This is a genomic window from Natronolimnobius baerhuensis (assembly GCF_002177135.1).
Lineage (GTDB): Archaea > Halobacteriota > Halobacteria > Halobacteriales > Natrialbaceae > Natronolimnobius > Natronolimnobius baerhuensis.
Genome location: NZ_MWPH01000003.1, coordinates 689,143 through 711,505 on the forward strand (window position 1 = coordinate 689,143; position 22,363 = coordinate 711,505).

The 22,363-nt window shown below is 62.0% G+C and carries 22 protein-coding genes; 10 read left to right on the plus strand and 12 right to left on the minus strand.

All coding sequences use genetic code 11. From position 1 onward, the window contains the following. Positions 1 to 5: 5 nt before the first annotated feature. Positions 6 to 545 (minus strand): DUF5813 family protein, encoded by a 540-nt coding sequence (locus tag B2G88_RS15965; RefSeq protein WP_087715312.1) that lies wholly within the window; start codon positions 543 to 545, stop codon positions 6 to 8. A gap of 209 nt (positions 546 to 754) precedes the next feature. Between B2G88_RS15965 and B2G88_RS15970 the strand changes: the two genes are divergently transcribed. Then, positions 755 to 1,006 (plus strand): hypothetical protein, encoded by a 252-nt coding sequence (locus B2G88_RS15970; RefSeq protein ID WP_054863573.1) that lies wholly within the window; start codon positions 755 to 757, stop codon positions 1,004 to 1,006. A gap of 82 nt (positions 1,007 to 1,088) precedes the next feature. Here B2G88_RS15970 and B2G88_RS15975 read toward each other — a convergent pair whose 3' ends face one another. From B2G88_RS15975 to gpmI, 4 genes are all read right to left on the minus strand, one after another. After that, positions 1,089 to 1,484 (minus strand): DUF7522 family protein, encoded by a 396-nt coding sequence (locus B2G88_RS15975; RefSeq protein ID WP_054863574.1) that lies wholly within the window; start codon positions 1,482 to 1,484, stop codon positions 1,089 to 1,091. Positions 1,485 to 1,573: 89 nt separating this feature from the next. Next, positions 1,574 to 2,866, minus strand: coding sequence for an O-acetylhomoserine aminocarboxypropyltransferase/cysteine synthase family protein (locus tag B2G88_RS15980; RefSeq protein ID WP_087715313.1), 1,293 nt, complete (start codon positions 2,864 to 2,866; stop codon positions 1,574 to 1,576). 207 nt (positions 2,867 to 3,073) lie between these two features. Beyond that, on the minus strand, positions 3,074 to 3,706 hold the full coding sequence (locus B2G88_RS15985; protein WP_087715314.1) for a GNAT family N-acetyltransferase: 633 nt from the start codon (positions 3,704 to 3,706) through the stop codon (positions 3,074 to 3,076). 137 nt (positions 3,707 to 3,843) lie between these two features. After that, entirely contained in the window at positions 3,844 to 5,367 is a 1,524-nt protein-coding gene (gene gpmI, locus B2G88_RS15990; protein ID WP_087715315.1) for a 2,3-bisphosphoglycerate-independent phosphoglycerate mutase, read from the minus strand. Positions 5,368 to 5,731: 364 nt separating this feature from the next. On the opposite strand from gpmI, the gene B2G88_RS15995 reads away from it, so the two are divergent. Beyond that, positions 5,732 to 6,706, plus strand: a complete 975-nt coding sequence (locus B2G88_RS15995; RefSeq protein ID WP_394335714.1) for a M48 family metallopeptidase — start codon at positions 5,732 to 5,734, stop codon at positions 6,704 to 6,706. An 82-nt stretch (positions 6,707 to 6,788) separates the two neighbouring features. Next, positions 6,789 to 8,075, plus strand: a complete 1,287-nt coding sequence (locus tag B2G88_RS16000; protein ID WP_087715317.1) for a DNA double-strand break repair nuclease NurA — start codon at positions 6,789 to 6,791, stop codon at positions 8,073 to 8,075. A 20-nt stretch (positions 8,076 to 8,095) separates the two neighbouring features. Here the strand turns inward: B2G88_RS16000 and B2G88_RS16005 are convergent, their stop codons facing one another. Further along, entirely contained in the window at positions 8,096 to 8,470 is a 375-nt protein-coding gene (locus tag B2G88_RS16005) for a DUF7113 family protein (protein WP_054863577.1), read from the minus strand. A 273-nt stretch (positions 8,471 to 8,743) separates the two neighbouring features. Between B2G88_RS16005 and B2G88_RS16010 the strand changes: the two genes are divergently transcribed. The 3 genes from B2G88_RS16010 to B2G88_RS16020 all read left to right on the plus strand — a co-directional run bounded on the left by B2G88_RS16010 (position 8,744) and on the right by B2G88_RS16020 (position 12,270). Continuing rightward, complete coding sequence (locus B2G88_RS16010) at positions 8,744 to 9,373, plus strand: DUF7344 domain-containing protein (RefSeq protein WP_054863578.1); 630 nt, start codon at positions 8,744 to 8,746, stop codon at positions 9,371 to 9,373. Between the two features lie 128 nt (positions 9,374 to 9,501). Next, entirely contained in the window at positions 9,502 to 10,257 is a 756-nt protein-coding gene (locus tag B2G88_RS16015; RefSeq protein WP_054863579.1) for a cohesin domain-containing protein, read from the plus strand. Positions 10,258 to 10,410: 153 nt separating this feature from the next. Beyond that, positions 10,411 to 12,270, plus strand: a complete 1,860-nt coding sequence (locus tag B2G88_RS16020) for an ATP-binding protein (protein WP_087715318.1) — start codon at positions 10,411 to 10,413, stop codon at positions 12,268 to 12,270. Positions 12,271 to 12,300: 30 nt separating this feature from the next. Here the strand turns inward: B2G88_RS16020 and B2G88_RS16025 are convergent, their stop codons facing one another. From B2G88_RS16025 to B2G88_RS16040, 4 genes are all read right to left on the minus strand, one after another. Further along, positions 12,301 to 12,702, minus strand: a complete 402-nt coding sequence (locus B2G88_RS16025; RefSeq protein ID WP_087715319.1) for a sensory rhodopsin transducer — start codon at positions 12,700 to 12,702, stop codon at positions 12,301 to 12,303. Continuing rightward, the gene (locus B2G88_RS16030; RefSeq protein ID WP_087715320.1) at positions 12,699 to 13,958 is read right to left on the minus strand and encodes a D-arabinono-1,4-lactone oxidase; all 1,260 of its coding nucleotides are present in this window, start codon (positions 13,956 to 13,958) and stop codon (positions 12,699 to 12,701) included. The genes B2G88_RS16025 and B2G88_RS16030 overlap by 4 nt, the downstream gene beginning before the upstream one ends. Before the next feature lie 2 nt (positions 13,959 to 13,960). Then, positions 13,961 to 14,344 carry a sensory rhodopsin transducer gene (locus B2G88_RS16035; RefSeq protein WP_087715321.1) on the minus strand — a complete coding sequence of 128 codons (384 nt, stop codon included), beginning with the start codon at positions 14,342 to 14,344 and terminating at the stop codon, positions 13,961 to 13,963. A 204-nt stretch (positions 14,345 to 14,548) separates the two neighbouring features. Then, on the minus strand, positions 14,549 to 14,755 hold the full coding sequence (locus B2G88_RS16040) for a cold-shock protein (RefSeq protein ID WP_008418277.1): 207 nt from the start codon (positions 14,753 to 14,755) through the stop codon (positions 14,549 to 14,551). Positions 14,756 to 14,937: 182 nt separating this feature from the next. On the opposite strand from B2G88_RS16040, the gene B2G88_RS16045 reads away from it, so the two are divergent. After that, entirely contained in the window at positions 14,938 to 15,207 is a 270-nt protein-coding gene (locus B2G88_RS16045; protein WP_054863580.1) for a DUF7571 family protein, read from the plus strand. Positions 15,208 to 15,388: 181 nt separating this feature from the next. Here B2G88_RS16045 and B2G88_RS16050 read toward each other — a convergent pair whose 3' ends face one another. Then, a complete protein-coding gene (locus B2G88_RS16050; RefSeq protein ID WP_087715322.1) occupies positions 15,389 to 16,348 on the minus strand; it encodes a TIGR03885 family FMN-dependent LLM class oxidoreductase in 960 nt (319 codons plus the stop codon). A 136-nt stretch (positions 16,349 to 16,484) separates the two neighbouring features. Then, complete coding sequence (locus B2G88_RS16055; protein WP_054863581.1) at positions 16,485 to 18,527, minus strand: glycoside hydrolase family 15 protein; 2,043 nt, start codon at positions 18,525 to 18,527, stop codon at positions 16,485 to 16,487. Positions 18,528 to 18,719: 192 nt separating this feature from the next. On the opposite strand from B2G88_RS16055, the gene B2G88_RS16060 reads away from it, so the two are divergent. The 3 genes from B2G88_RS16060 to B2G88_RS16070 all read left to right on the plus strand — a co-directional run bounded on the left by B2G88_RS16060 (position 18,720) and on the right by B2G88_RS16070 (position 22,352). Then, positions 18,720 to 19,637, plus strand: a complete 918-nt coding sequence (locus B2G88_RS16060) for a GAF domain-containing protein (protein ID WP_087715323.1) — start codon at positions 18,720 to 18,722, stop codon at positions 19,635 to 19,637. Then, positions 19,634 to 20,290, plus strand: coding sequence for a DUF7504 family protein (locus tag B2G88_RS16065; protein ID WP_054863582.1), 657 nt, complete (start codon positions 19,634 to 19,636; stop codon positions 20,288 to 20,290). Before B2G88_RS16060 ends, B2G88_RS16065 begins: the two co-directional genes overlap by 4 nt. 88 nt (positions 20,291 to 20,378) lie before the next feature. After that, positions 20,379 to 22,352, plus strand: a complete 1,974-nt coding sequence (locus B2G88_RS16070) for a PAS domain-containing protein (RefSeq protein ID WP_087715324.1) — start codon at positions 20,379 to 20,381, stop codon at positions 22,350 to 22,352. Positions 22,353 to 22,363 lie beyond the last annotated feature (11 nt).

Here is a 22,363-nt window from a genome sequence, read left to right on the forward strand (position 1 = left end):
GCGGACTACATCGGCATCCCGCCAGCGCCGTTCGGATCGTCGCCCTCAGCGGCGTCCTGGCCCTGCGTCTGTGCGTTCTCGAGCAAGGTCGCCGCCGCCCCCCGATACTTGTATCCAGGGATGATCCCCTGTGCGTAGGTGCCCTCGACGAACTCGATCAGGGCTTTGGCGTCTTCGACGCCCTCCGCAGCGTCCCAAGCGAGATACTCGAGCGTGACCGTGACCGACTCGGTGTCGCGTTCGACGATAGGATCGTCGTGTGTACCCGTGTGTGCGACGGAAAAGACATCCTCGAGGCGGCGCTCGAGGGTTTCGAACCAGCCATCTTCGACGACGCTGGCGACGGCTTCGTTGGCGACGGCGGCATCGAGTGTCGGGAGGGAGACGGTAACAGTAAACTCGCCGTCGCGTTTGCCCTCGGCGTCGCTCGCGATGACGGTCGCCTCGAAGACGGTGGTCGTGAGTCGGTAGGTATCGTTGTCGGCCGGTTCGAACGCGTCATGGGCCTCGAGTTCGCGGGCAACGGGGTCGGGAAAGGCAGTCATTATTGATGCAACGGGCGTGACGGAAAAGGGAGTTACGCTGTTGGTGTCTGGGTGTCCACTGAGGCCCGGACAGTGACGTGTCGAAACGGAAACCGGCGACCGGGAATCGTGTCTGGGCAATCGTTTCACCGATTTGCTGGAGAGAAGTCGCCGGTTTCGGTGGCAAATGCACCCCATTACTACAACCGATACCGACGTGTTTCGTTGGTATGACGCTCGATAGACACGCCGCTGAACGACGTCGATTTGCTCGTCTTCTCGGTGTTGATGGCGAACTCGGTTCTGGACTTCCGGTGACGGCTTCTGAGGGCGACCGACAGCATGGATCTCGTGATCATGGATCGTCACCACGGTCTGATTCTACAACGACGACACCGGCTACTGACGCGTTGCCGACTGATACTGAGTGCCCTGAAACCGACCTCGATCCTGACGAGACACAATCGCTCGGCGCTGACTGATTGTCCGTTCGCTCCGAACGACACATTCGAGTATTGTTGCTGCGTTCTCGAGACCCAATACACTCCGGTGTCCCCATTCCCCTTAGGCGTCGGGGTCGTCGCGTTCGGTGAGGAACACCCGGATCGCAGTTGCCACTTCTTCGAAATCTTTCATCGTCAGTCCATCAGTCGTCACGAACACGCCATCGGTGTCGGTGGTGACGCGAACCAAGAACCCGTTGTCGAACACCCGAATCGTGTAGTTGTAATCGCCCAGTTCGGAGCCTTCGTAGGCAGTCTGAGCCGTTTTGAACCCGCGCCACTCATGGCCGATAAACGTCGAGAGGTCGGCATCTCGCTCGAGGTCCTCGCGCAGGTACACTTGCTCAAAGTCATCACGCGTAAAGTACGTGATCGACCGGAGACTGTCGCCGACGGCCGTTCGACAGGTCGTGACGATCTGTTCAGCCCGCTCGGACGTGAGAAGCCCTGTGGCCATACTGGCTCCATCGAAGCCAACCGCCTTAATCACGGGGGCTGGTGGTACCCCACTGAAACAAACCGAAAAACCAACCGACAAGCGTCCCGCTACGTCTGCTCGAGCGCGTCCTCGAGATCTGCAATGACGTCAGCAGGATCCTCGATGCCGACGGAGAGTCGCACCAGGTCGTTGCTGACGCCGCTTGCGAGTTTTTCCTCCTCGGAGAGTTGCTGGTGGGTCGTACTCGCGGGGTGGATGATCAGCGACTTCGCGTCGCCGACGTTCGCCAGCAGGCTGAACAGGTCGACCTCGTTACAGACCGTCTCCGCGGCGTCGTAGCCGCCCTCGAGTCCGAACGTGATCATGCCGCCATACCCGCCGTCGAGGTACTCGCTGGCTTCGTCGTGCGTCTCGTGACTCTCGAGACCAGGATAGGTGACCCATGACACCTTGTCGTGATCCTCGAGATACTCGGCAACGACCAGCGCGTTCTCGCAGTGTTTGTCCATCCGGAGTGGCAGCGACTCGAGTTTCTGGAGTGTGACCCAGGCGTCGAAGGGCGACTGCTGGTTGCCCAAATCGCGCAGGCCACGCGTGCGGGCGACGACGGAGAATGCCATGTCGCCGAACGTTTCGTCGAAGTTGATCCCGTGGTACGCCGGATTCGGCTCCGTGATCTCGGGATAGTCGCCCTCGTCCCAGTTGAATGAGCCCCCATCGACCAGCACGCCGCCGACGGTCGAACCAGCGCCGTGGAGCCACTTCGTGGTTGAGTGCCAGACGAGATCCGCGCCGTGCTCGAGCGGGCGGCACAGATACGGCGTTGCGAACGTGTTGTCGACGAACAGCGGCACGTTGTGGTCGTGGGCGATATCCGCGATGCGCTCGAGGTCAGGAGTGACGAGCGCGGGGTTGCCGATGGTCTCTAAGTGGACAAAGGCGGTGTCGTCGTCGATGGCCGCCTCGTAGGCGTCGTACTCGAGTGTGTCGACGAACTTCGTCTCGACGCCACGCTTTTCGACGGTATGGGTGAGGTAGGTGTACGTGCCGCCATACAGCGATGACGAGGAGACGATGTTGTCGCCCACGTCCGCCAAAATGAACGTCGCGAGGTCGAACGCGGCCATCCCTGAGGAGGTGGCTAACGCGGCGACCCCGCCCTCGAGCGTCGCGATGCGCTCTTCTAACATCGCGTTCGTCGGGTTCATAATCCGCGAGTAGATGTTCCCGGTTTCCTCTAAGCCGAACAGCGCGGCCGCGTGCTCGGTATCCTCGAATTGATAGGACGTGGTCTGATACAGCGGCGGCGCACGCGCGCCGGTCGTCGGGTCGGGCTCTTGGCCCGCGTGAATGCTATTCGTGGCAAACTCGCGCGTTGGCTCCTCGGAGTCGTCGCTCATGTGATCGATCACCACACATCAGAACAGCATAAGTGTTGGCGACACTTGCCACCGGCTGGTAGTGTAATCGGTGTTTAGTCCTGCTCCTCGAGTAGCAGTTCGCCGGTCATCTCCGGTGTTCTGGTACTCGAGATCGACGATTTTCGGTAGGACGTGTTCGATTCCGTCGGCTTCTGTTGGAATAGTTCTACCGCGGACAGAGCGGAGCTACCAGTCCATCTCGAACGCTATCGTTTCACGGTCTTCCGTTTCGCTCTCGTACTCCTCCCGGGTGATCGAGAATCGGTGCTGGTCGGTCACGTCGCCGTTTGGGTGCGCCGACCCGTGCTGTCGTACCAGCCCCTCGTGGCGGCCGCCGTACCTGTCGATGCATTTCTCGATCATGCGACGGGACTGCTCGTTGTCCGCGGCACAGCTCGTACAGTAGGCCTCGAGATCGTACCGCTCGAACGTCAACTCGATAAACACCGACGCCCGCTCGAGGCCGTACTCCCGGCCCCAGTAGCGTTTCGCGAGGACGATGTCCGAGCCCGCGCGCCGTTGCTCCCACTCGGGTTTGTAGGCCGTGGTGCCGACGATTACCCTCTCCTCGTCGTTCGTCCGCAGCAGATACCGAGCGCCCTCGTGGTCAGCTCGCATTTGCTCCGCCCTGTCGAGAAAGGCGGCCACCTGGTCGAGTCGGTCCAGTCGAAACCACGGCATGTGTTCGGTCGTCTCTCCGTGCCACTCGTCTCGTCTCACGAACTCGTAGAGCTCGAAGGGGTCTACAGTGTCGTGACTCATCCGTTCGAAGACGAGCCGGCTCGTTTCGATGCGTTCGGGAAACAGATCTCGTGTCATTGTAACCCGTTTATCCATCGAATACGTAGGATAGAAGCGCTAACGACAGCGTCTATAAATACCACAACGCTGAAGGATATTTAACGCGTAGTATGAATTAAGATTTTGTACAGCGAGTAGCACCCCACCCTCTTGAGCTACTCGAGCAGCAGTTCCCCAGTCATCTCCGGCGGCTGCTCGAGGTCGAGCAACTCGAGCATCGTCGGCGCAATATCCGCCAGGGTGCCGCCCTCGCGGATCGTTCGGCCGCCGTCAGTGCCGTCGGGAGCGAGGTAGAGAAGCGGCACGTCGTTGTACGTGTGCGCCGTGTGTGGATTCTCCTCGGTCCCCATATTGTCTGCGTTGCCGTGATCCGCGGTGATGAGGACGTGTGAGCCTGCCTCCTCGAGTGCGTCGACGAGCCGACTCAACTGGGTGTCGACGGCTTCGACAGCCTCGATTGCAGCCTCGTAGTCGCCGGTGTGGCCGACCATGTCGGGGTTGGCGTAGTTGAGCACGAGCGTATCCGGGTCGTCGGATTCGATGTGCTCGAGTGCCGTGTCCGTCACCTCGGGGGCGCTCATCTCCGGCTGGCGGTCGTAGGTTGGTACGTCCGGACTCTCGACGATTTCGCGGTTCTCGCCGTCGAACTCGATCTCGCGGCCGCCATTGAGGAAGTAGGTCACGTGGGCGTACTTTTCGGATTCGGCGATCCGAAGCTGCGTTTTACCCGCGTCGGAGAGCACCTCGCCCAGCACGTTCTCGGGCTGGTTCGGCGGGTACGCAATCGGCAGGTCGAACGTCTTGTCGTACTGGGTCATCATCACGACCTCCGCCTCCGGCGGTTCGGTCTCGAGGGCGTCAGCCCAGTCTTCGGGCCGAATATCCGCCAGCATCCGGGTGAGCTGGCGCGCGCGGTCGGAGCGGAAGTTGAACCAGACGACTGAATCGCCATCTTGCAGCGCTGGCTGGCCGCGAACCGTCGTCGGCTCGACGAACTCGTCGGTCTCGTCGCGCTCGTAGGCGGCTTCGACGGCCTCGAGTCCGGAGTCTGCTTCGTACTTCGCCTCGCGCTCGACGATGGCGTCGTAGGCGCGTTTCGTCCGCTCCCAGTTCTGATCGCGGTCCATCGCGAAGTAGCGTCCGGAGACGGTCGCGACGTGGCCCGTGCCGTTCTCTGCGACGACATCCTCGAGGGCGGCGAGGTACTCGCGCCCGCCGGTGGGCGAGGTGTCCCGACCGTCCGTAATCGCGTGGGTGACGGCCTCGACGCCGCGGTCGGCGGCGAGTTCGATCAGCCCGTGGAGGTGTTCCTGATCGGCGTGGACCCCGCCGTCACTGACGAGACCGACGAAGTGAACGCGACCGCCGTTCTCGCGAGCGTTCTCAAACGCGGTGTTGATCGCGTCGTTTTCTCGGAAGGAGCCGTCCGCAATCGAGTCCGCGATGCGGGTGTACTCCTGGTAGACGACGCGGCCGGCCCCGATATTGAGGTGGCCGACCTCGCTGTTTCCCATCTGTCCGTCCGGCAGGCCGACCCGACGGCCGGCGACCTCGAGCGAGCCCTCGGCACCAGCGGCGGCGAGGCGGTCGAAGTTTGGCGTTTCGGCAGCAGCGACTGCGTCTCTGCTCGTCCCGTCGCCGAGTCCCCAGCCGTCGAGGATAATCAGCGCAGCGTTCATATGCGACGGGTTGCCTGCCGCTCCTAACTAGCTGTCGTTGTTCCGCGCTCGAGCGCGCACGCGACAAGGGCTACCGCCTGGCGATATCGGGGGAAGTGGCTGGCAAGATGGAAAGCAGCGCCTGGCAGTATCGGTGCCTTCTACTGCGCCGCGCCGAATGCACGCAGCAATGAGTCCCACACTCTCGCCGGGCCGTCGCCTACAGCTCCGACTCGCGCTCGGGCTGTGTCTCATCCTCGGCCCGTACGCGGTCCTCGCCGCCGGCATCACCGCCGCGATTCGCGCCGGTTCGCATCTCCTCTCCGGACTCGGGTTCTCGGCTGCTGACTCCCTGCTCGCCGTCCCGTGGCTCGTCTGGATCGGCGTGCTCACGCCGCTTTTGATCGCCGGCACGTACTCCCTCTCGAGGCGCTGGCTCGACCCGCGCGAGTTCCTCGACGAGGATCTGGCCAGTCGTGACGCCGACCTCGAGGCCCGCGTCACACGGCTTGCGAAACAGGCCGACGTACCCGCGCCGGATGTCGTCGTCGCCGAGGCGTCGGTGCCGAACTCGTTTCTCGTCGGCCGCTCGAGCAACGCCGTCCTCGTCGTGACGACGGGGCTTCGTGACGCGCTCGCAGACGACGAACTCGAGGCCGTCTTGGCTCACGAACTCGCCCACGCGAGTAATCGAGATAGTACGCTGATGACGGTCATCTGTGGCGTGTTCGTGCTCAACAACGTCCTCTTTCAGCTCCTGTTGCTGGCGTTGCCGACGTTCGGCGCGAAGCCGATCAACGTCGAGGCTGGCGTGCTCGCAACGTACGGGCTAATCGCCGCCGGAATCTCGTTTTTCGCTTTCGGCGAGTCGTTCTCGGTCCTCGTCTTCGCCGGCCTCGTCCTCTCGCTTTGGCTGTGCACCCTCGCCGTTGCCCTGTTTCAGGTGACGATGGGCGCGGTGACCGCGCCGCTTACGCGCGACCGCGAACTGGCGGCCGACCGCGGCGCAGTCGAACTGATCGGGACGGCTGCACCGCTTGCCAGCGCCCTCGAGACGCTCTCTGATCGGTCGCCGACCGACGTCGATGCCCGGGCGCGCAATCACGGCGTCCTGGCCGTCTCGTTCCTGCCGTACGCGACCGACCTCGTCTCGCGACCGGAACGGCACCTCTCCGTTCGGCTGCTCGATCAAGTCTGGATCATCGGTTGCATCCACGAAAGCACGCTCTTTGCGCCGGTCGCCGAGGTCCTCGAGTGGGGCGCGAAGTCCTCGGCCAGCGCCGCGGGGGCGGCGGTCGATCACCCCTCGCTCGAGCGTCGAATCGAGCAGTTGCGGGCAACAGCCGCCAACTCGCGGTGAGCACGCGGCGAGTCGGGCGACGACAACCGATCACTGACCGGTGACCGCTGACTTTTTGCGAGTGGACTGAGCGCCAGTGTGTATGACACTCGATCCGGTTCACTTCGACGGCATTGCCCAACTCGCGGGACGGATCGACCACGGTGCCGACGCGAGTGATCGCCGCGCGTTCGCTAAGACCGTCTGGGAGCAGTTTCTCGACCCGCTCGTCGCTCGAGATGGGCGGACAATCGTCGACCCCATCGGCGAGCAGTCGCTCCGATTAGTCGACTGTGAGGACGTGGCGCTGCGAGATCGGGAGTTTCCGACCGAACACGGCCTCGACGCGGGAACGATCAACCCGACGACGTTCAAAAATGGGCTGGTCATCGACATCGCACAGGCAGCGATGAGCGCGACTCCCTCGAATCTCGACTTGCATCGCTCGAGAACCGTCGTCGCGACGGTTCACTCGAACGACGAGACGATGACCGTCGACGAAACTTGGGGAAAGTTCGACGAGGGGTTCAGTCGCAGCCGCGCCGTGAAAATCCCGCCGCTGCCGCGCTTTGCAGAGGGCGTCGTCCACGCGCTCGCACTCTATCTCGCCGAGAGCACGCACGCTCGAGATCACGCCGACGACGTCGAGGATCTGCTCGTCCTTGATGGGCCACTGTACCCGCGCGGCCTGCTTCGCTGGGCCGACCAGCACCCCGACCTCGCGGACTTCCTGATCGAGGATCCGCGGCCAACGACCGTGCTCGAGAACTACGTGCGACTGGTCGAGGAGTTCGTCGACCGCGAGGTGCCGCTGTTTGGGTTCGTGAAAAATCCAGCGACGGGCGTCATTACACGCACGCTCAAACAGAAGCGCAAGGCCGAACTCAGCGTTCCCTGGGCCAACGACGCGGCGCTCTTTACGCGCCTGCTCGAGCGCGGCGAGTACGTCGACGACGTCGAGGGGAAACGCTGGGAACGGGACACGTCGGCGCTTACCTACACGAACTGGTTCCGCTCTCGCGGCGGCGTCGACGGGGTATTGTCTCAAAACGGTGATGCACTCGGCGTCGAACGAAAACGCGATCTCGAGGAGTACGAAGTTACCTTCTTCGTGGTCTACGATCCGCGCGATGATCTGTGTTATCGAGTCGAAGCACCCTACGCGTTCACCCGCGACGAGCAGACACGCGAGGCGCTGACGATGCAGGTGTTACAGGACGTGGCAATCGCCCACGGCCCGCCGACGATCATCGACAAGGCGGACGAACTCGCTCGCATTCGCAACCCCGAGAAGCGCTCGCTCTGTGAATCGTTCGAAGAACAGTTTGAGACGAGTCAGGACCGCAGTTATGACGACCATCGGTGGGCCGACCCGGCCGAACAGTACTAGCGGTCAACTCTGGCGCGTCACTACCGCTCAACCGGCTGTTCGTCCGTGTCACTCGTCGATTCCGTGTCGGTTTTCGTTTCCACCTCGAGTTCGACGTCCCCCGGATCGATGCCGATTCGAGCGAACTGGGTGCGGATGTGTTCGTTGGCACACTCGAGGGCTTGCTCTCTCGTGTCGAAGCCACGCGGCAGGGGTGATTCGAACGCGAGGTTGATCTCGCGGTCCTCGAGTTGCTGGACCGAGCCGCCGCTATCGACTTCGTAGAACTCGTCACAGATCCAGACGTACGCGGCGTCTTGATTCGGCGCACCGCTGAATGACGGGGCCTGTTCACCCCGTTCGTACAGCGTTCCGGTGAGTTCAGTCCCGCCGGCTCGACCGCGTACTATGTGCATACGTCTAGAGACGGCGTGTGCATGCAAAAAGGCCGCGCCCCACCTACTGTCTGCGCTGCCATCGGCAGTTACCGGACAGATGACCACACGTGCCACTTTCATTGACAGGTAACAGGATCATAAATCAAGAATAGCACCCTTCATCACGCAGTATTCACTGGTTTCGATCAGCGGCCGACAACCCTAGTATTCAATTATGCGAGTACTATCAGCTATCGAACCCAAATCGTTTTGGAACTGGTCTTATCCCCATTGGTATCGTTGCCAGCAGTAATGAGTTCGGACGTTCATCTCGGCGGTTCAAGCGAACACGGCCCACTCGGCGACGTGCCGACCGACCAGTATGACGTGCTTCGTCACCCACGCCGCGTTCGTCTCCTCGAGTATCTCGAGACAGACACGCGGTGCTCGCTGACGGAGCTGACAACTGCACTGCTCGAGCACGAGACAGTCGATGCACCGATGGGCGAGGCTCGCCACAACGTTCGTCTCACGCTCGTTCACAACCACCTGCCACGACTGGCCGCAGCAGGTCTTCTCGACTGGGATCGCGACGATGGCGTCAAACTCGTCGAGGACCCCGTTCTCTGTCCTGCCGCACTTTCGACGCTCCTCGAGACGGCTGCTGACGAAGACGAACTCCTCGAGCGTGTCGTCCACCCCGGCCGACTCCACCTGCTCGAGTCGCTTGCGAGCGCCGACTCGGCGCAGTCACTGGCCGAGATTGCGACGGCCCTTGCCGGACAGGTGCCAGCGCTCCCGGCGGATGTCGAACACACTAAAATCGAGCTGCATCACTCGCATCTGCCTGCACTCGACGATGTCGGGGCCATCGAGTACGACCACGAGGAACACACGATTGTATCGACCGAAAAGACGGCGTCGATCACCCTCATCCGATAAGCACCCTCTGTTCCACCGAATCGCCATCCAGCGTCCGCCCGACTCCGACTCGTATTCCTTCTGGTGATTGCGACAGCGAGACACACCACTCGAGACACTCAAGGGAACGCAGCGCCGAGTATCGGCTAATGGATTCGACAGGTCGGATCCGGGACGCCGTCGTCGCCGGAGCACTGATCGCCGGGCTTCTCGTGGCATTCGTCGGTGCCGGTATCGGCCCGGTGAGTGCTGCCGATCAGGTTGCAATCGTCTGGGCCGAACCCGAAGAGCAAACCGTTGCCCCCGGCGAGACACTCGACCTCGAGGTCGTCCTCCAGAGTGAGGGTGGCCACGGCGACGCCGGCCTCGAGCGAATCACACTCGTCGGCCAATACGATCCCGCTGTGCTCGAGGTGACGGCCGTCGAGCGCGGCCCGTGGCTCGAGGGCGAGGACGGAGCCGACGTCGACACGGCAGGCACAATCGCACACGAGAACGGGACGGTGATCCTCGAGCAAGAGCGAGACGGCGGCGCGACCGGCATCGACACGCTCGCGACGCTGACGCTACAGGTTGCCGAGGATGCGCCAGCGACAACAACCGCAGTCGAGTTCGGCGCGAGTGAGGCGTCGCTCGAGAACGACTGGCCGATTGCCGTCATCGATGACTCGCCGACGGTCACGGTCGACGCCGACACGAACGATGACACAGCCGGCGAGTTCGAGCATCCCGATCCCGGCCAGTTCGAACTCGAGGAGGGGTTCGGGAGTCCGACTGAGTCGACAGCTGGGGCGATTGTGTCTTGGCTCTCCGGGCCGACCTGGCTGTCTGTCCTCGGTGCTGGTGTCATCGGTGCCGTTGTCGCTGTTGCGGTTCGTGCGGTGGGCCGACGCGACTTCAGCTAAGGCGGTCCGTACAAGTGACCGACTGCGCCGGATCGTAGCCGGAGTTTCCGCAGGTAGCAACCGCTTTCGCCCTCAGTGTACCGTTCTAGCCCGGTGAACACTCGCCGCGGCTGGAGGGAAACGCGTTTGGGGACTGGGCCGGATGGGACTGATATGACTGATCTGGGAGACTTCGGCGAGCACGACGCCGACGCAGCGCCCGAATCCGACTTCTCGAGCGAATCCGACCCGTCAACCACCGATTCGGAGTCGACCACCGACGAGTTCGAGACGACCACAGTCGAACCCCGCGGCGACGACGTTGGGATCGGTGCCGTCTGTGTCTCTCAGGGACTTCGCGTTGCCGAAGACGGCGACGAGACGACGCTGCGAGCGTACATCACGCGCGGGAACCGCTCGTCGATCCGAATCGGGAGCTACCTCGTCGCGCCGTATCCCGACGGGGCAGCGAACGCTGCCAGTCCAGCGCGTGCCAGCGGGCACGACGGCGAAACGCTGTTCTGTCGGATCATCGGCCTCGAGTACGCCCAGCAGTACCACGCCGACGACGCGACGGAGATCCACGCCCGACGCGCGATGCGCACCGAGGGCGTCGAGGAAGCCGATTACAAGTTCGTCGCCGAACTCGAGCCCGTTGCAATCCTCTATGATGATGATGGCGAACTCAAGCGCCGGATGACCGACCGCGTCCCGAAACCCCAGACTGTGGTCCAGCAGGCAACCGACAGCGAGCAGATCAAGACGGGGCTGAAGATACCCGAAGACGGCGTCTTCCTGGGTCATCTTTCCGTTGGTGGCGAGAAAGTGAGAACCGCTGCGTCGCCGCCGACCATCGACTACCGACTCAAAGACGACTACGATTCGGGCGACCCGCTCGTCTTTCGCCACTCTCTGATCGCCGGCGGGACGGGATCGGGGAAGACCCACGGTGCGAAGAACATTCTGCGCCAGTATCTCGCTGAGGAGCGGACGTACCCGATGGAAGACGGCCGCTCCGTCCAGCCGGCGGTCGTCCAGTTCGACCCACAGGACGAGTACGCCCAGATGCACGACGACAACCCCGATCTGGACGGCGAGTTCGCACGCCGCCTCGAGCGCGAGGAGGTCGCCTACGGCGGCATCGACGACACGACGGCCTTTATCCCGAAAGTCGGCTCGGCCTCGTACGCGGCGGGCCACCACCGCGCGGAGCAAGTCGAGTTCACAATTCCGTTTGCGATGGTTCACGAGAACCCGTGGCTGGTCGCCGGCAGCGGGTTGAACGACAACCAGTACGGCGCGCTCGTGAGCGTCCTCCTGCCGCGATTCCGCAAGCAGTACGGCGGGGACGCAACCTACGACGAGTTCACGACCTTCCTCGACGACCCCGCACTGCGCGAGGAGTTAGACGAGTCTGGGCGCGTCCACGAGGCAACGTTCGACGCCGTCCGGCGGCGCGTGCTCGGCTTCGGACACGTCTTCGACCAGGACGCGCGCCCGATCACCGACCTGATTCACGACTTCGTGCGTCCCGGCGGGCTTTCGGTCGTGCCGACCTACCACATCAACGACACGCGGGCGGCCGAAACCGTCGTTCTCGCGCTCTCCTCGCTGCTGATCGATCAGAAACTGTCGAACGATCCCCGCTATGACCGGATCAAGGAAACGCCGCTCGTACTCGGGATGGACGAGGCCCACAACTTCCTCACCGACGCCGACAGCGTCCAGGCGGGCAAGGTGATCAAAAAGTTCACCGAAGCCGCCAAACAGGGCCGCAAGGAACGACTCGGACTGTTCCTCATCACGCAGGACCCCCAGGACATCGACGACGCGGTCTTCAAGCAGATTAATACGACCGTCGTCCTGAATTTGGGTGACGAAGACGCCATCAAGAGCGTGAATATTCCCAGTAACCTCGAGTCCAAAGTCCCCTACATGGAAAAAGGCCAGATGGTCGTCTACTCGCCCGATAACTCCGAACCCGTGGAACTGATCGGCCTGCCGAAGTGTCTGACCCGACACGGCCGAGACTGAGCCGTTCGTTCCGTCGTTCGCTGCGGTCCTTTACTCGCCATAGCCCATCGTCGACAGCGTCGCGTTTTCGGCCTGTCGGGTATCTTGGCGACTGAACTGGACGACGACGGGGACGTTCGATTCGACCACGATGGCATAGTCTCGCCCGAGCGGCGGCGCGTACGGGTCGATCAGGTCGTTGATCCGCATGTGACGCACCCGTTCTGCGGCGACCGTCAGCGGGTACGGCCCCGCCTCGTGGCCGTCGGCGTACGAGAGCGTGACCTCGAGCGTGGCCATCTCTGAACCGGTGTTGAGCACGCAGAGTTTGTCGTGGCTGACCATCTCGGGTTCGGGGCCGGTGCTGTCGACGGGGACGTGGCCGCCGGGGATCACCCAGCGGGTCTCGCCGATTGGCTCCTCGTCATCGCCATCTCCCTCGGCGGCAGTCATGTCGTGACCACCTCGTCGCTCGAGCCGTCCTCGAGCAGGGCCTCGAGGTAGTCGGTCATGAACACGCCCTCGGGGTCGAGGTCGCGTCGAATCTCCTGGAAGTGCTCCCATTCGGGGTACAGCTCTTCCAACTCTGCGGCACGGAGCGTGTGCTTTTTGCCCCAGTGGGGGCGGCCATCGTACTCCCGAAAGAGCGGTTCCATATCGGTGAAGTAGGGCCAGTGCTCGAGTTCGGCGCTCTGGATGCACGAAATCGACATCGCCTCGCGGTCGTACTCCGTCGAGAGCATGGCGTCGTCGGCGGCGATGGTGCGGACGAGCATGCGCCAGCCGACGTCTTTGCGCCAGTTCTCGCGAACCCGCTCTCTGGCTTTCTCGAAGCACTCGAGGCCGTCCTCGCGGGCGACGGCGTACTCCATCTCGTCGAACGCGCGGCCGATGTCGTCGTGTGCCGGAATCGCCTCCTGCCACCAGCCGGTCTGATTCTTGACGAGCGTCGCGTACTCGAGGTCGGCGTGGTCGGTGCCGCCGCCGGGGCCGTTGAGCAGGCGGAGTTTGACCTCGTCCGAGCGGGGATACCAGTAGAAATCGAAGTTGCGATTCTCCTCGATCAGCGTCGGGATGTGATCCTTGCACTCGCGCCAGTTCGTACAGTACTCGCGGCGCTGGACCTTGTAGGTGTCTTGCAGGTCGAGTTCGATTTCGGTGAAGATCCCGAGCGTGCCGAGCGAGACTTTGGCAGCCCGCAGGAGGTCCGGGTCGTCCTCGGCGTTAAACTCTCGAATCTCGCCGGTTCCGGTGACCAGCCGCCCGCCGGTGAGCACACTCGAGAGGTTCCCGAACTCCGGGCCGGTGCCGTGGGTGCCCGTGCCGAACGCGCCCGCGACGGTCTGCATCGACACGTCGCCGAGATTCGGGAAGGCGAGTCCGCGGGTGTGAAGCTCCGTGCCGGCCTCCTCGAGCGTCGTGCCCGCGTACAGGGTCGCCGTTCCCGCGTCGGCGTCGTGATCGATGAGTCCCGTCATATTCGCGAGCGAGACGATTACACCATCTGTTTCGACGACTGGCGTCCACGAGTGGCCCGCGCCGGCGACGCGGACGGTTCGTCCCTCCTCGGCGCAGCGACGGACGATATCCTGCAGTTCGGACTCGGTTTCGGGCTCGAGGATCTCGTCGGGATCACAACTGATGCTCCCGGACCAGTTGGCCCAGCCCGCCTCCTCGTGGTCGTCTTCGTCCAGAATGTCCTGGGCCACGACTACTCACCCGATTCCGAGGCCGCCGGATATGCCATCGTCGAGAGCAGGGCGTTTTCGGCCTGGCGAGAATCCAATCGCGTGTGCTGGCAGACGACGGGGACAGTGGACTCGAGAACGCTCGCGAAGGGCTCACCCGTCGGGATCTCCTCGGGGTCGTCGAACTCGTTGAACCGGAAGTGGCGAGTTCGCTGTGGCGGGACGGTCTTCTCGTAGGGACCGACCGGATCTTGATCTGGGAAGTAGATCGTGATCTCGAGGGTTGCTTTCTCGTCGGTCGTGTTGAGCACGCAGATCGTCTCGTGGCTGGTCATCTCCGGCTCCGGGCCGGTGCTTTCCTCGGGGATGTACCCCTCCGGAATCGCCCACGTCTGTTTGCCGGTCATGTCTGTTCTAACGACAGAGAGGCGGAAAACACGGCGGCCTGTACGCGCAGGCGCTCTCGAGTGCAGCGAGTGTTCGATGGAGATCCGGAACTGCGTTGCTCATGAACACGTCTCTGCCGTGTCCAGAGAGCCGTAGCTGGGCCGTGTAATCAGCTAAAAAACGATAGTTTGTGTGTCGCTGTGAGCGACAACTGTGTCTCGGTACTACTGTCGGACGACGTTCGCCGCACGAGGTCCTTTCGGTGAGGACTCGATGTCGAACTCGACCTCGGTCCCTTCCGTCAGATCCTCTCCGCCAACATCCTCCATGTGGAAGAACACGTCTTCGTCGTCGTCGAGGTCGCCGTCGTCAGTCGAAATGAAACCGTAGCCGCCAGTGTCGTTGAAGAAATCAACCTTTCCGTTTGCCATTACAAACAAACGTTACCTCCATTGACTGATAACCCTTCCGAGGGTTGCGGTACCACGACTCCTGTTTAAATACACACGTGGAACGGTTACGCCTCGCGTCCTGTTCGTTCGGATTTCGGCAGTCAGTTTGGTTTCGGAGGCAGGTATTTACCGGGCGGGTACGAGGTATGATATGCATCGACATGAAACCGTGCCAGAACTGCCAGACGGTAATCGACGAGTATCTTCTCGACAAACAACTCGAGCCCCTGCGCGAACTCACGGCCGACGACTTCAGCATCTGTACGGACTGTACGACCGTCGTTGCGGATGCGTGCGTGAAATGTGGCGGCGCGGTGTACGTTCCCCGAAATGAATCCATCACTCCCGACTACTGTCCCGCGTGTCGGTCCGATCTCATAGACCGCACCGGCCACGACCCTGGCTGGACGCGTGACCATGTCTCCACCTGAACGGTAGTCGCTCTCGACTCCGATCACTATTTTTGTCACGTACTCGGTTGATTCCCACATCTCGTGAGCGCTGGTCAGTGACCAATCTGGACCGACTGAATTGTCGCTCCGACACACCGTAAACACCTGTCAGGAACGTAGATTGTCCGGCTACTGTAGATACCGAGCCGTCGACGTGCTGTTACTCGAGCGCCGGCAACACGTCCTCACCGAACGCCTCGAGAAAGTCCGTCTGATTCGTCGGCACGTTGTGGATGAAGACACGCTCTACGTCGAGAGAAGCATCGTGCTCGAGCCACTCGATGTGGTCCTCGAGGGCGGCCGAACAACGAACGTTTTCGGCGACCTGCTCCTCGTCGACGGTTTCGGATAGCTCGTCGAACTGCTCGGGCGTTCGCAGTTCCTGGGTGACCGGGCCGGGCACGCAGTTGGTGTGCCACTGCTCGTAGGCACCCTCGAGGGCGGCCTCATCGCTGTCGGCGTAGGCGTGTTGGGCTTTGAGAAAGACCGGTTTCTCGGGAGCGTTTTCTCGGAAGGCCTCGACCCGGGCGGCGTCGGCCTCGTGGTCCGGCGTGGCGATGGTGATCATGCCGTCGGCCCACTCGGCGAGCCACGCGGCGGTTTCCTCGGAGAGCGCCGCGCCGATCAGCGGCGGCGCGGTGTCAGGCCGGGAGTACAGTTGGGCCTGTTCGACGTCGATCCGCCCGTGATGGGTCACCTCTTCGCCGTCCCAGAGTCGCCCCATCACGTCGGCACACTCCTCGAGTCGAGCATTGCGTTCGCGTTTAACCGGCCAGTCGGTGCCGGTAATCCCCTCGTTCAGCAGTTGGCCGCTGCCGACAGCCAGCCAGAAGCGCTCGGGGTACATCTCCCGCAGCGTCGCCGCGCCCTGGGCGATGATTGCGGGGTGGTAGCGATAGCCCGGCGCGTTGACTGTCCCGAACGTGAGGTCGGTCGCCTCGAGCGCGGAGCCGAGCCACGACCAGACGAGTCCCGACTCGCCTTGCCGTTCGCTCCAGGGGTGGAAGTGATCGGAGGCGAGGGCGTGCTCGAACCCGACCTCGTCGGCGAGTTCGGCGTACTCGAGGGCCGCACTCGGGGCGAACTGTTCGTGGGAGACGTGATAGCCGAGGTCGGTCACGGGCGATCACCCGGCTGTCGGCTCGAGCGAGTTGCGGCTGGAATGGATGGGGCGTACACGGTCGCTTCCTCTACGAATCGCCACTTAATTCTGCGGCGTTGTTGTGCCTGATTCGCAGCTCTGAGCCCGTGATCCGCTACTCGTCTGGCCCCTCCGAATCCCGGCCGTGCTGGGTGAAAAGCGGTGCCGCAGCGCCGCCAGCGAGTTCCTCGGGCGGCAACTCGTCGGCGTCGTCCGCGCTCGCGAGGTAGATCGCGCTGTTGAGCAGGCCGATGTGGCTGAAAGCCTGCGGGAAATTCCCCAGCAGGGTGCCGTCTTCGGCGTGGATCATCTCCGAAAGGAGTCCCAGCGGAGAGGCGTACTCGAGCAGGTTATCGAAGATTTCGGTCGCTTCCTCGATGCGATTCGAGAGCACGAGCGTGTCGACGAGCCAGCACGAACAGAGCACGAAGCCGCCGGATTCGGTCGGTCGTGCGGGGCTGTCGGTAAAGCGGAACACGAGGCCATCGTCGGTTGCAGCCTCCTCGAGAATCGTATCGATGGTGTTCTGGACGCGCTCGTCGTCGGAGGGCAGGAAGTCGTAGAGTGGGATGAGGAGAGCCGTCGCATCGAGTGCGTCCTCGGCACCGAAAAACTGCATGAAACTTCCTTTCTCCTCGTTGTAGCCGCGCTCTTCGATTGCCTCCCTGATGGCTTCGCGTTCGCGGTCCCATTTTTTAAATGGGCCGTCGTAGTCGTACTCACCGCCCATCCTGATCGCCCGGTCGAGGGCAACCCAACACAACAGTTTCGAGTGGACGAAGTGCTCCTCGAGGTCGCGAAACTCCCAGATACCTTTGCCGCGCTCCTCCCAGTGGTCGCAGACGTGATTCGCCAGGGCGCGAACCGATTCCCAGTCGTAGTCGGAGAGGCCGTCCTGGTAGCGGATCGTTTCGTAGATGCCCTGTACGACCGTGCCGTACATGTCGAGTTGCACCTGATCCGCCGCGGCGTTGCCGATTCTGACCGGCTGGGAGTCTCGATAGCCCGAGAGATGCTCGAGGTGTTCTTCCTCGAGGTCGGTTTCGCCGTGAAGGCCGTACAGCGGGCGGATGTCCTCGGGGGATTCGTGGCCGATCTCTCGGAACCACTCGAAGTACTCGTGGGCTTCTGCGGATTGGCCGACGTTGTGGAGCGCCTGAATCGTGAACTTCGCGTCGCGAATCCAGTTATATCGATAATCCCAGTTGAGTTCCCCGCCGATTTCCTCGGGCAGCGAGGTCGTCGCCGCGGCCGGGATCGACCCCGTTTCGTCGTGAATCAGGAGTTTGAGCACGAGCGTCGAGCGAACGAGCGCGTCGTGCCAGTCGTCTCTGAGCGAAAAGAGGTCCGAGGCCGACTCCTCGCAGCGCTCGAGCCAGTGTCGCCAGTACGAAATCGTCTCCTCGAGACACTGCTCGCAGTCAGGTTCGGGTGTAGTTTCGGGATCGCCGTACTGGAGATGAAACCAGTGTTGATCGCCGTCTTCGACGGTCATCGTCCCCGTTGCGACTGTCTCGTCTTCGTCAATCGCAAACTCGAGGTCCGTCTCGGTCCGTAACGAGAGTTGGCCTTGTTCGTCGCTGCGGTGGCGCTGTTCGTCGGCGGGCCGGTTCTCGTCGGTTACGTCGCCGTTGACGCTGTGGTTGCCCGTCTCGTTCGCCTCGGCGGCGACCACCGTGCCGTCGTCACTGCGTTCGAGGTCCGTGGTCGACCGGCCGTAATCGAAGCGTGGTTCGAAGACGATCTCGAGGTCGACCGAGCCTGTATTGCCCTCGACGGCGCGGTAGATCGCCTGTTGGAAGCGATCTGCCTCGCTGTCTGTCGCCGTGCTCGAGTCGTCGTCGACCGACTCGTCGTGTGCGTTGTCGCGGCTAACGGGCATGACGTCGGTTACAGTGACGCTGCCGCCATCCGTTTCGAACGTCGTCTCGAGGACGTTCGTTCGGTCGACGTAGGTCTGCGTCGTCTCGTACTCCTCGGCCGGGCGAATCGCGAACCGCCCGCCGTCATCAGCATCGAGTATCGCCGCGAACACGCTTGGCGACTCGAGATGGGGGAAACAACACCAGTCGATTGAGCCGTTGTGCCCGACGAGCGCACAGCGGTCGTTGTTGCCGATCACTCCGTATGCCTCGAGTGGAAGATAGTCGTCGTCCATGGGAGCAGGGTTGTGTATCGCGTTCGGACACTCGCGGCGTGTCCGGTGCGTTCGATACGCGTCGTTCAACGGTTTCCGTCAAAAGAATACGCGGTGCAATAGCCGGAGTGACGTCTTTCGGCGCGGCTCACTCACGAGTGTTGACACCGTTGGGCAGACGCTTTTTACGGGTACTGCAGAGAGCACCCATCAATGAGTCGGACCGTCCTTTGTGTTGATACTGACCGTCGTGTTTCGTCCGTCGCATCGACAATCGATGCGGACGACGAACTCACCGCGGTCGAAGCCACGTCACTCGAGCAAGCCGCTGCGACACTCGAGCGCGAACCGATTGTCGGCGTCGTCACCGCCTACGAACTGGCTGATGGAACCGGGCTGGATATCGTCGAACTCCTCCGAGAGCAGGCACCGCAGACGCCGTGCGTTCTCTTTACCGACGTCTCGCCGGGTGAGATCGACACCGCATCGTTCGAAGAACTGATCGTCGAATACCTCAATCGCGACCTGCCCGATGCCCACGACCGGCTCGGGTTCATCGTCAACGACATCATCGACCACAGCGCCCAGGTCGGCTTTCTCGCACCCGAAGACGAGGACGAACGGCTCGAGACGCTGGCGGCGTACAATATCGATGAACTCCCAATCGAGGAGAGTTTCGACCGCTTGACGGATCTAATCGCCGATCACTTCGATGTCGCCGTCTCGTTTATTGGGCTGGTCGAAGCAGACGAGGAGAACTTCCTCGCGTGTACCGGCGCGGACTGGGACTCGCTGACCCGTGAAGACACCATGTGCACCCACAGTATGCTCCAAGAAGACGTTATGATCGTTGAAGACATCGCCGACGACAGCCGATTCAACCGCAACGACCAACTCGAGAACCTCGGCATCGTCTCCTATGCTGGGGCCAATATGACCGCCCCGAACGGGCAGGTGATCGGCCAGGTCTGCGTACTCGACCACGAACAACGGAGCTATTCCACCGCCGAACAGAAGACGCTCGAGCAGTACGCTGACACAGCAATGGAGATCCTCGAGTTACGCCAGTCGCTGCTCGAGGCGCGCGAAGCGGGTGCTGAAACTGCAGTTACTTACACGGAGGAGCAATGAGTCTCGCGAACTCGAACACCTTCGGTGTTGACTCGCTCCCCATCGATGGTCTCGAGAGTGGGACCTCGATTTTGCTTACTGGTGAGGACTCCGAGGCGCTCAAAACCGTGTTCGCTCGACTAGTCGCCCCCGAGACGGACGAATATGGTGTCGTCCTCGCGACGGACCAACGTGGCCACGCCGTCCAACGGCAACTCGAGGCCGTCGAAACTGGGGCTGGCTCGCGTACATCGGTTCTGGCCGCAGAGGGCCGAGACAACGGTGACGACCTCCAGACTGTTGGGGCGCTCGGCGATCTGACAGCAGTCGGCATGGAACTGTCAACGATGGTCGCGACAGCACAGCAGTCAGTCGACCGATTCCGAACGGGCATCGTGTTCTGCTCGACGCTCTGTGCAGAAATCGACGACGCGCGATCAGTGTATCGCTTCCTCAATTCGAACTTTTTAACCGAACTCCGTCGCGGAGACGGTATCGGTGTCTGTGTGTTCGATACCAGTGTCGACCTCGAGACGGACGTCAACAGTATGCTGGCCGGTATGGAGACGTCCTTTACTGGCCGTCTCGATGTCGAGACGACTGGCCGCCGGATGGCGACGCTACACACGTCCGGACTGGCCGACGTTGAGTCGTCGCTCGAGGTATCACTATAATCCAATTCTGAGGCCAACACGATGGTGACAGACAATACACATCCGTGGTAATAAGACTAATAGCAGAAGCGACGTGAGTGTACTGTGAATGGTGCGGTCATCAATTCGTATTCTTCTCTTTGCGCCAGAACTCCCGGGGGAAGCGATTGCGACCCAACTCAGGAATGGCGACGACCAATTTGTAGTCAGCATCGAACACGACGAAACAGCGGTCCTCGAGCGACTGCAGGACCCTCACGATATCGATTGTCTGCTTGGAACGGATAACACGCTGTTGGCGTGCTCCGGCGATGGAGTGCGTCCAGTTGTCGCGGCCACTGATCAGATTCCAACGGTGTTGCTTACGGCCAGCGCTAGCCACGACGAGGCCGAGGCTGCACTCGAGGCAGGTGTCACAGAGTACCTTCGCTGGGACGATGAGACAGACGTTGCAGACGATATTTCTGGCATTCACTTCAATCTCCTCTCGAGTCGGATTCTGGGGGCGCTCGCTCAGTACCGAAACGCGGGCGAATCCACACAGTCTCAGAACATCGTGTCGCCACACGCGTCACGATCAACCTGCCGGGACTCGGTACCAGACCTGGCGCACGCGGACGGTGGGCAGAACGTCCGCCAGGACACGCTGATCGACAACCTTCCCGGCGTGGTCTATCGCTGTCGGAATGATTCTGCCTGGCCAATGGAGGTCGTCGAAGGAACCTGCGAGGAAATCACTGGCTACAGCGCCGCCCAACTCGAGTCGGGGGACGTGCTGTTCGGCGACGACCTGATCCATCCGGACGACCGCGAATCTACGTGGGGCGACGTACAGGCTGCCCTCGAGACGGGCGAACACTACGAAGTCACCTACCGGATTGAAACGAAAACAGGGGCCACAAAGTGGCTCTGGGAACGCGGACAGGGAATCTACGCCGAGGACGGCACCCTCGAGGCGCTCGAGGGCTTTTTCACCGATATCACCGAGCGACGTGGCCGCCAATTACGGCTTCGGCGGAATCAGCGCCGCTTCGAAGCCGTCTTCGAGGACCCCGAAATGCTCGTCGGCCTGCTCGAACTCGATGGCACGCTCTTGCAGGCAAACCAGACCGCCCTCGAGTACGCCAATGCGACACACGAGGAGGTTGTTGACACGCCGTTTTGGGAGACGCCGTGGTGGCCAGACGACATGCAAGAGCGAGTCAGAGAGTCGGTCGAACGGGCCGCAGAGGGTGAGTACGTCGATTACGTGGTCGACAATCCAATCGGTAATGGCGAGACGAGGCGCGTTAGCGGGACGATTCGACCCGTAACCGATAATTCGGGTGCGCCGACCTCCATGATCGTTTCCGCACGAGACGTCACCGATCAGCGGGACCAAAACCGAGACCTCGTCGAGACGCGCGACAAACTCGAGATCCTGAATCAGGTCGTTCGCCACGATCTGCGAAACGATATGCAAGTCGTCCGCGGTCGCGCCCGCTTGCTCGAGGACCACGTTGATGCGGAGGGGGCCTACCATCTCAACGAAATTCACGGCTCGGCTGCTGATGCAATCGAACTGACCGAAACCGCACGTAACCTTACAGAGGCGATGCTCGGGCGCGGCGACAATCAGCAACTCGTCTCGATCAACCAGGTCGTCACATCGGCAGTCGAAACCGTCCGCTCACGGTACGATTCAGCCGCAATTACGGTCTACGGGCTTGCCACAGCGCCACACGTACTCGCAAACGACATGCTCGAGTCTGTTATTCGTAACCTCCTCGAGAACGCCGTTGTCCACAACGATTCCGACCTGCCGGATATTGAGGTCGCAATCGATCATGACGATGAGACGGTCGTCATTTGCGTTGCGGACAACGGGCCGGGAATTTCTGATGACCGGAAGGAAGACGTGTTTGGCCGCGGCGAAAAAGGACTCGAGAGCCCCGGCACTGGATTGGGGTTGCATCTCGTCCAGACGTTAGTCGACCAGTTCGACGGCGAGATTGCGATTCAGGACAACCGTCCGACTGGGTGCGTTTTCCGAATTGAACTCCCGGTTGTTTCGCCGACACCGTCAGCTGAGACCGAAACGTGAACATCGATTCG

Excerpts from the sequence above, each read along its gene's own strand:
- B2G88_RS15965 (WP_087715312.1), bottom strand. The coding sequence starts at position 545 with ATGACTGCCTTTCCCGACCCCGTTGCCCGCGAACTCGAGGCCCATGAC.
- B2G88_RS15970 (WP_054863573.1), top strand. The coding sequence starts at position 755 with ATGACGCTCGATAGACACGCCGCTGAACGACGTCGATTTGCTCGTCTT.
- B2G88_RS15975 (WP_054863574.1), bottom strand. The coding sequence starts at position 1,484 with ATGGCCACAGGGCTTCTCACGTCCGAGCGGGCTGAACAGATCGTCACG.
- B2G88_RS15980 (WP_087715313.1), bottom strand. The coding sequence starts at position 2,866 with ATGAGCGACGACTCCGAGGAGCCAACGCGCGAGTTTGCCACGAATAGC.
- B2G88_RS15985 (WP_087715314.1), bottom strand. The coding sequence starts at position 3,706 with ATGACACGAGATCTGTTTCCCGAACGCATCGAAACGAGCCGGCTCGTC.
- gpmI (WP_087715315.1), bottom strand. The coding sequence starts at position 5,367 with ATGAACGCTGCGCTGATTATCCTCGACGGCTGGGGACTCGGCGACGGG.
- B2G88_RS16000 (WP_087715317.1), top strand. The coding sequence starts at position 6,789 with ATGACACTCGATCCGGTTCACTTCGACGGCATTGCCCAACTCGCGGGA.
- B2G88_RS16005 (WP_054863577.1), bottom strand. The coding sequence starts at position 8,470 with ATGCACATAGTACGCGGTCGAGCCGGCGGGACTGAACTCACCGGAACG.
- B2G88_RS16010 (WP_054863578.1), top strand. The coding sequence starts at position 8,744 with ATGAGTTCGGACGTTCATCTCGGCGGTTCAAGCGAACACGGCCCACTC.
- B2G88_RS16015 (WP_054863579.1), top strand. The coding sequence starts at position 9,502 with ATGGATTCGACAGGTCGGATCCGGGACGCCGTCGTCGCCGGAGCACTG.
- B2G88_RS16020 (WP_087715318.1), top strand. The coding sequence starts at position 10,411 with ATGACTGATCTGGGAGACTTCGGCGAGCACGACGCCGACGCAGCGCCC.
- B2G88_RS16025 (WP_087715319.1), bottom strand. The coding sequence starts at position 12,702 with ATGACTGCCGCCGAGGGAGATGGCGATGACGAGGAGCCAATCGGCGAG.
- B2G88_RS16035 (WP_087715321.1), bottom strand. The coding sequence starts at position 14,344 with ATGACCGGCAAACAGACGTGGGCGATTCCGGAGGGGTACATCCCCGAG.
- B2G88_RS16040 (WP_008418277.1), bottom strand. The coding sequence starts at position 14,755 with ATGGCAAACGGAAAGGTTGATTTCTTCAACGACACTGGCGGCTACGGT.
- B2G88_RS16045 (WP_054863580.1), top strand. The coding sequence starts at position 14,938 with ATGAAACCGTGCCAGAACTGCCAGACGGTAATCGACGAGTATCTTCTC.
- B2G88_RS16055 (WP_054863581.1), bottom strand. The coding sequence starts at position 18,527 with ATGGACGACGACTATCTTCCACTCGAGGCATACGGAGTGATCGGCAAC.
- B2G88_RS16060 (WP_087715323.1), top strand. The coding sequence starts at position 18,720 with ATGAGTCGGACCGTCCTTTGTGTTGATACTGACCGTCGTGTTTCGTCC.
- B2G88_RS16065 (WP_054863582.1), top strand. The coding sequence starts at position 19,634 with ATGAGTCTCGCGAACTCGAACACCTTCGGTGTTGACTCGCTCCCCATC.
- B2G88_RS16070 (WP_087715324.1), top strand. The coding sequence starts at position 20,379 with ATGGTGCGGTCATCAATTCGTATTCTTCTCTTTGCGCCAGAACTCCCG.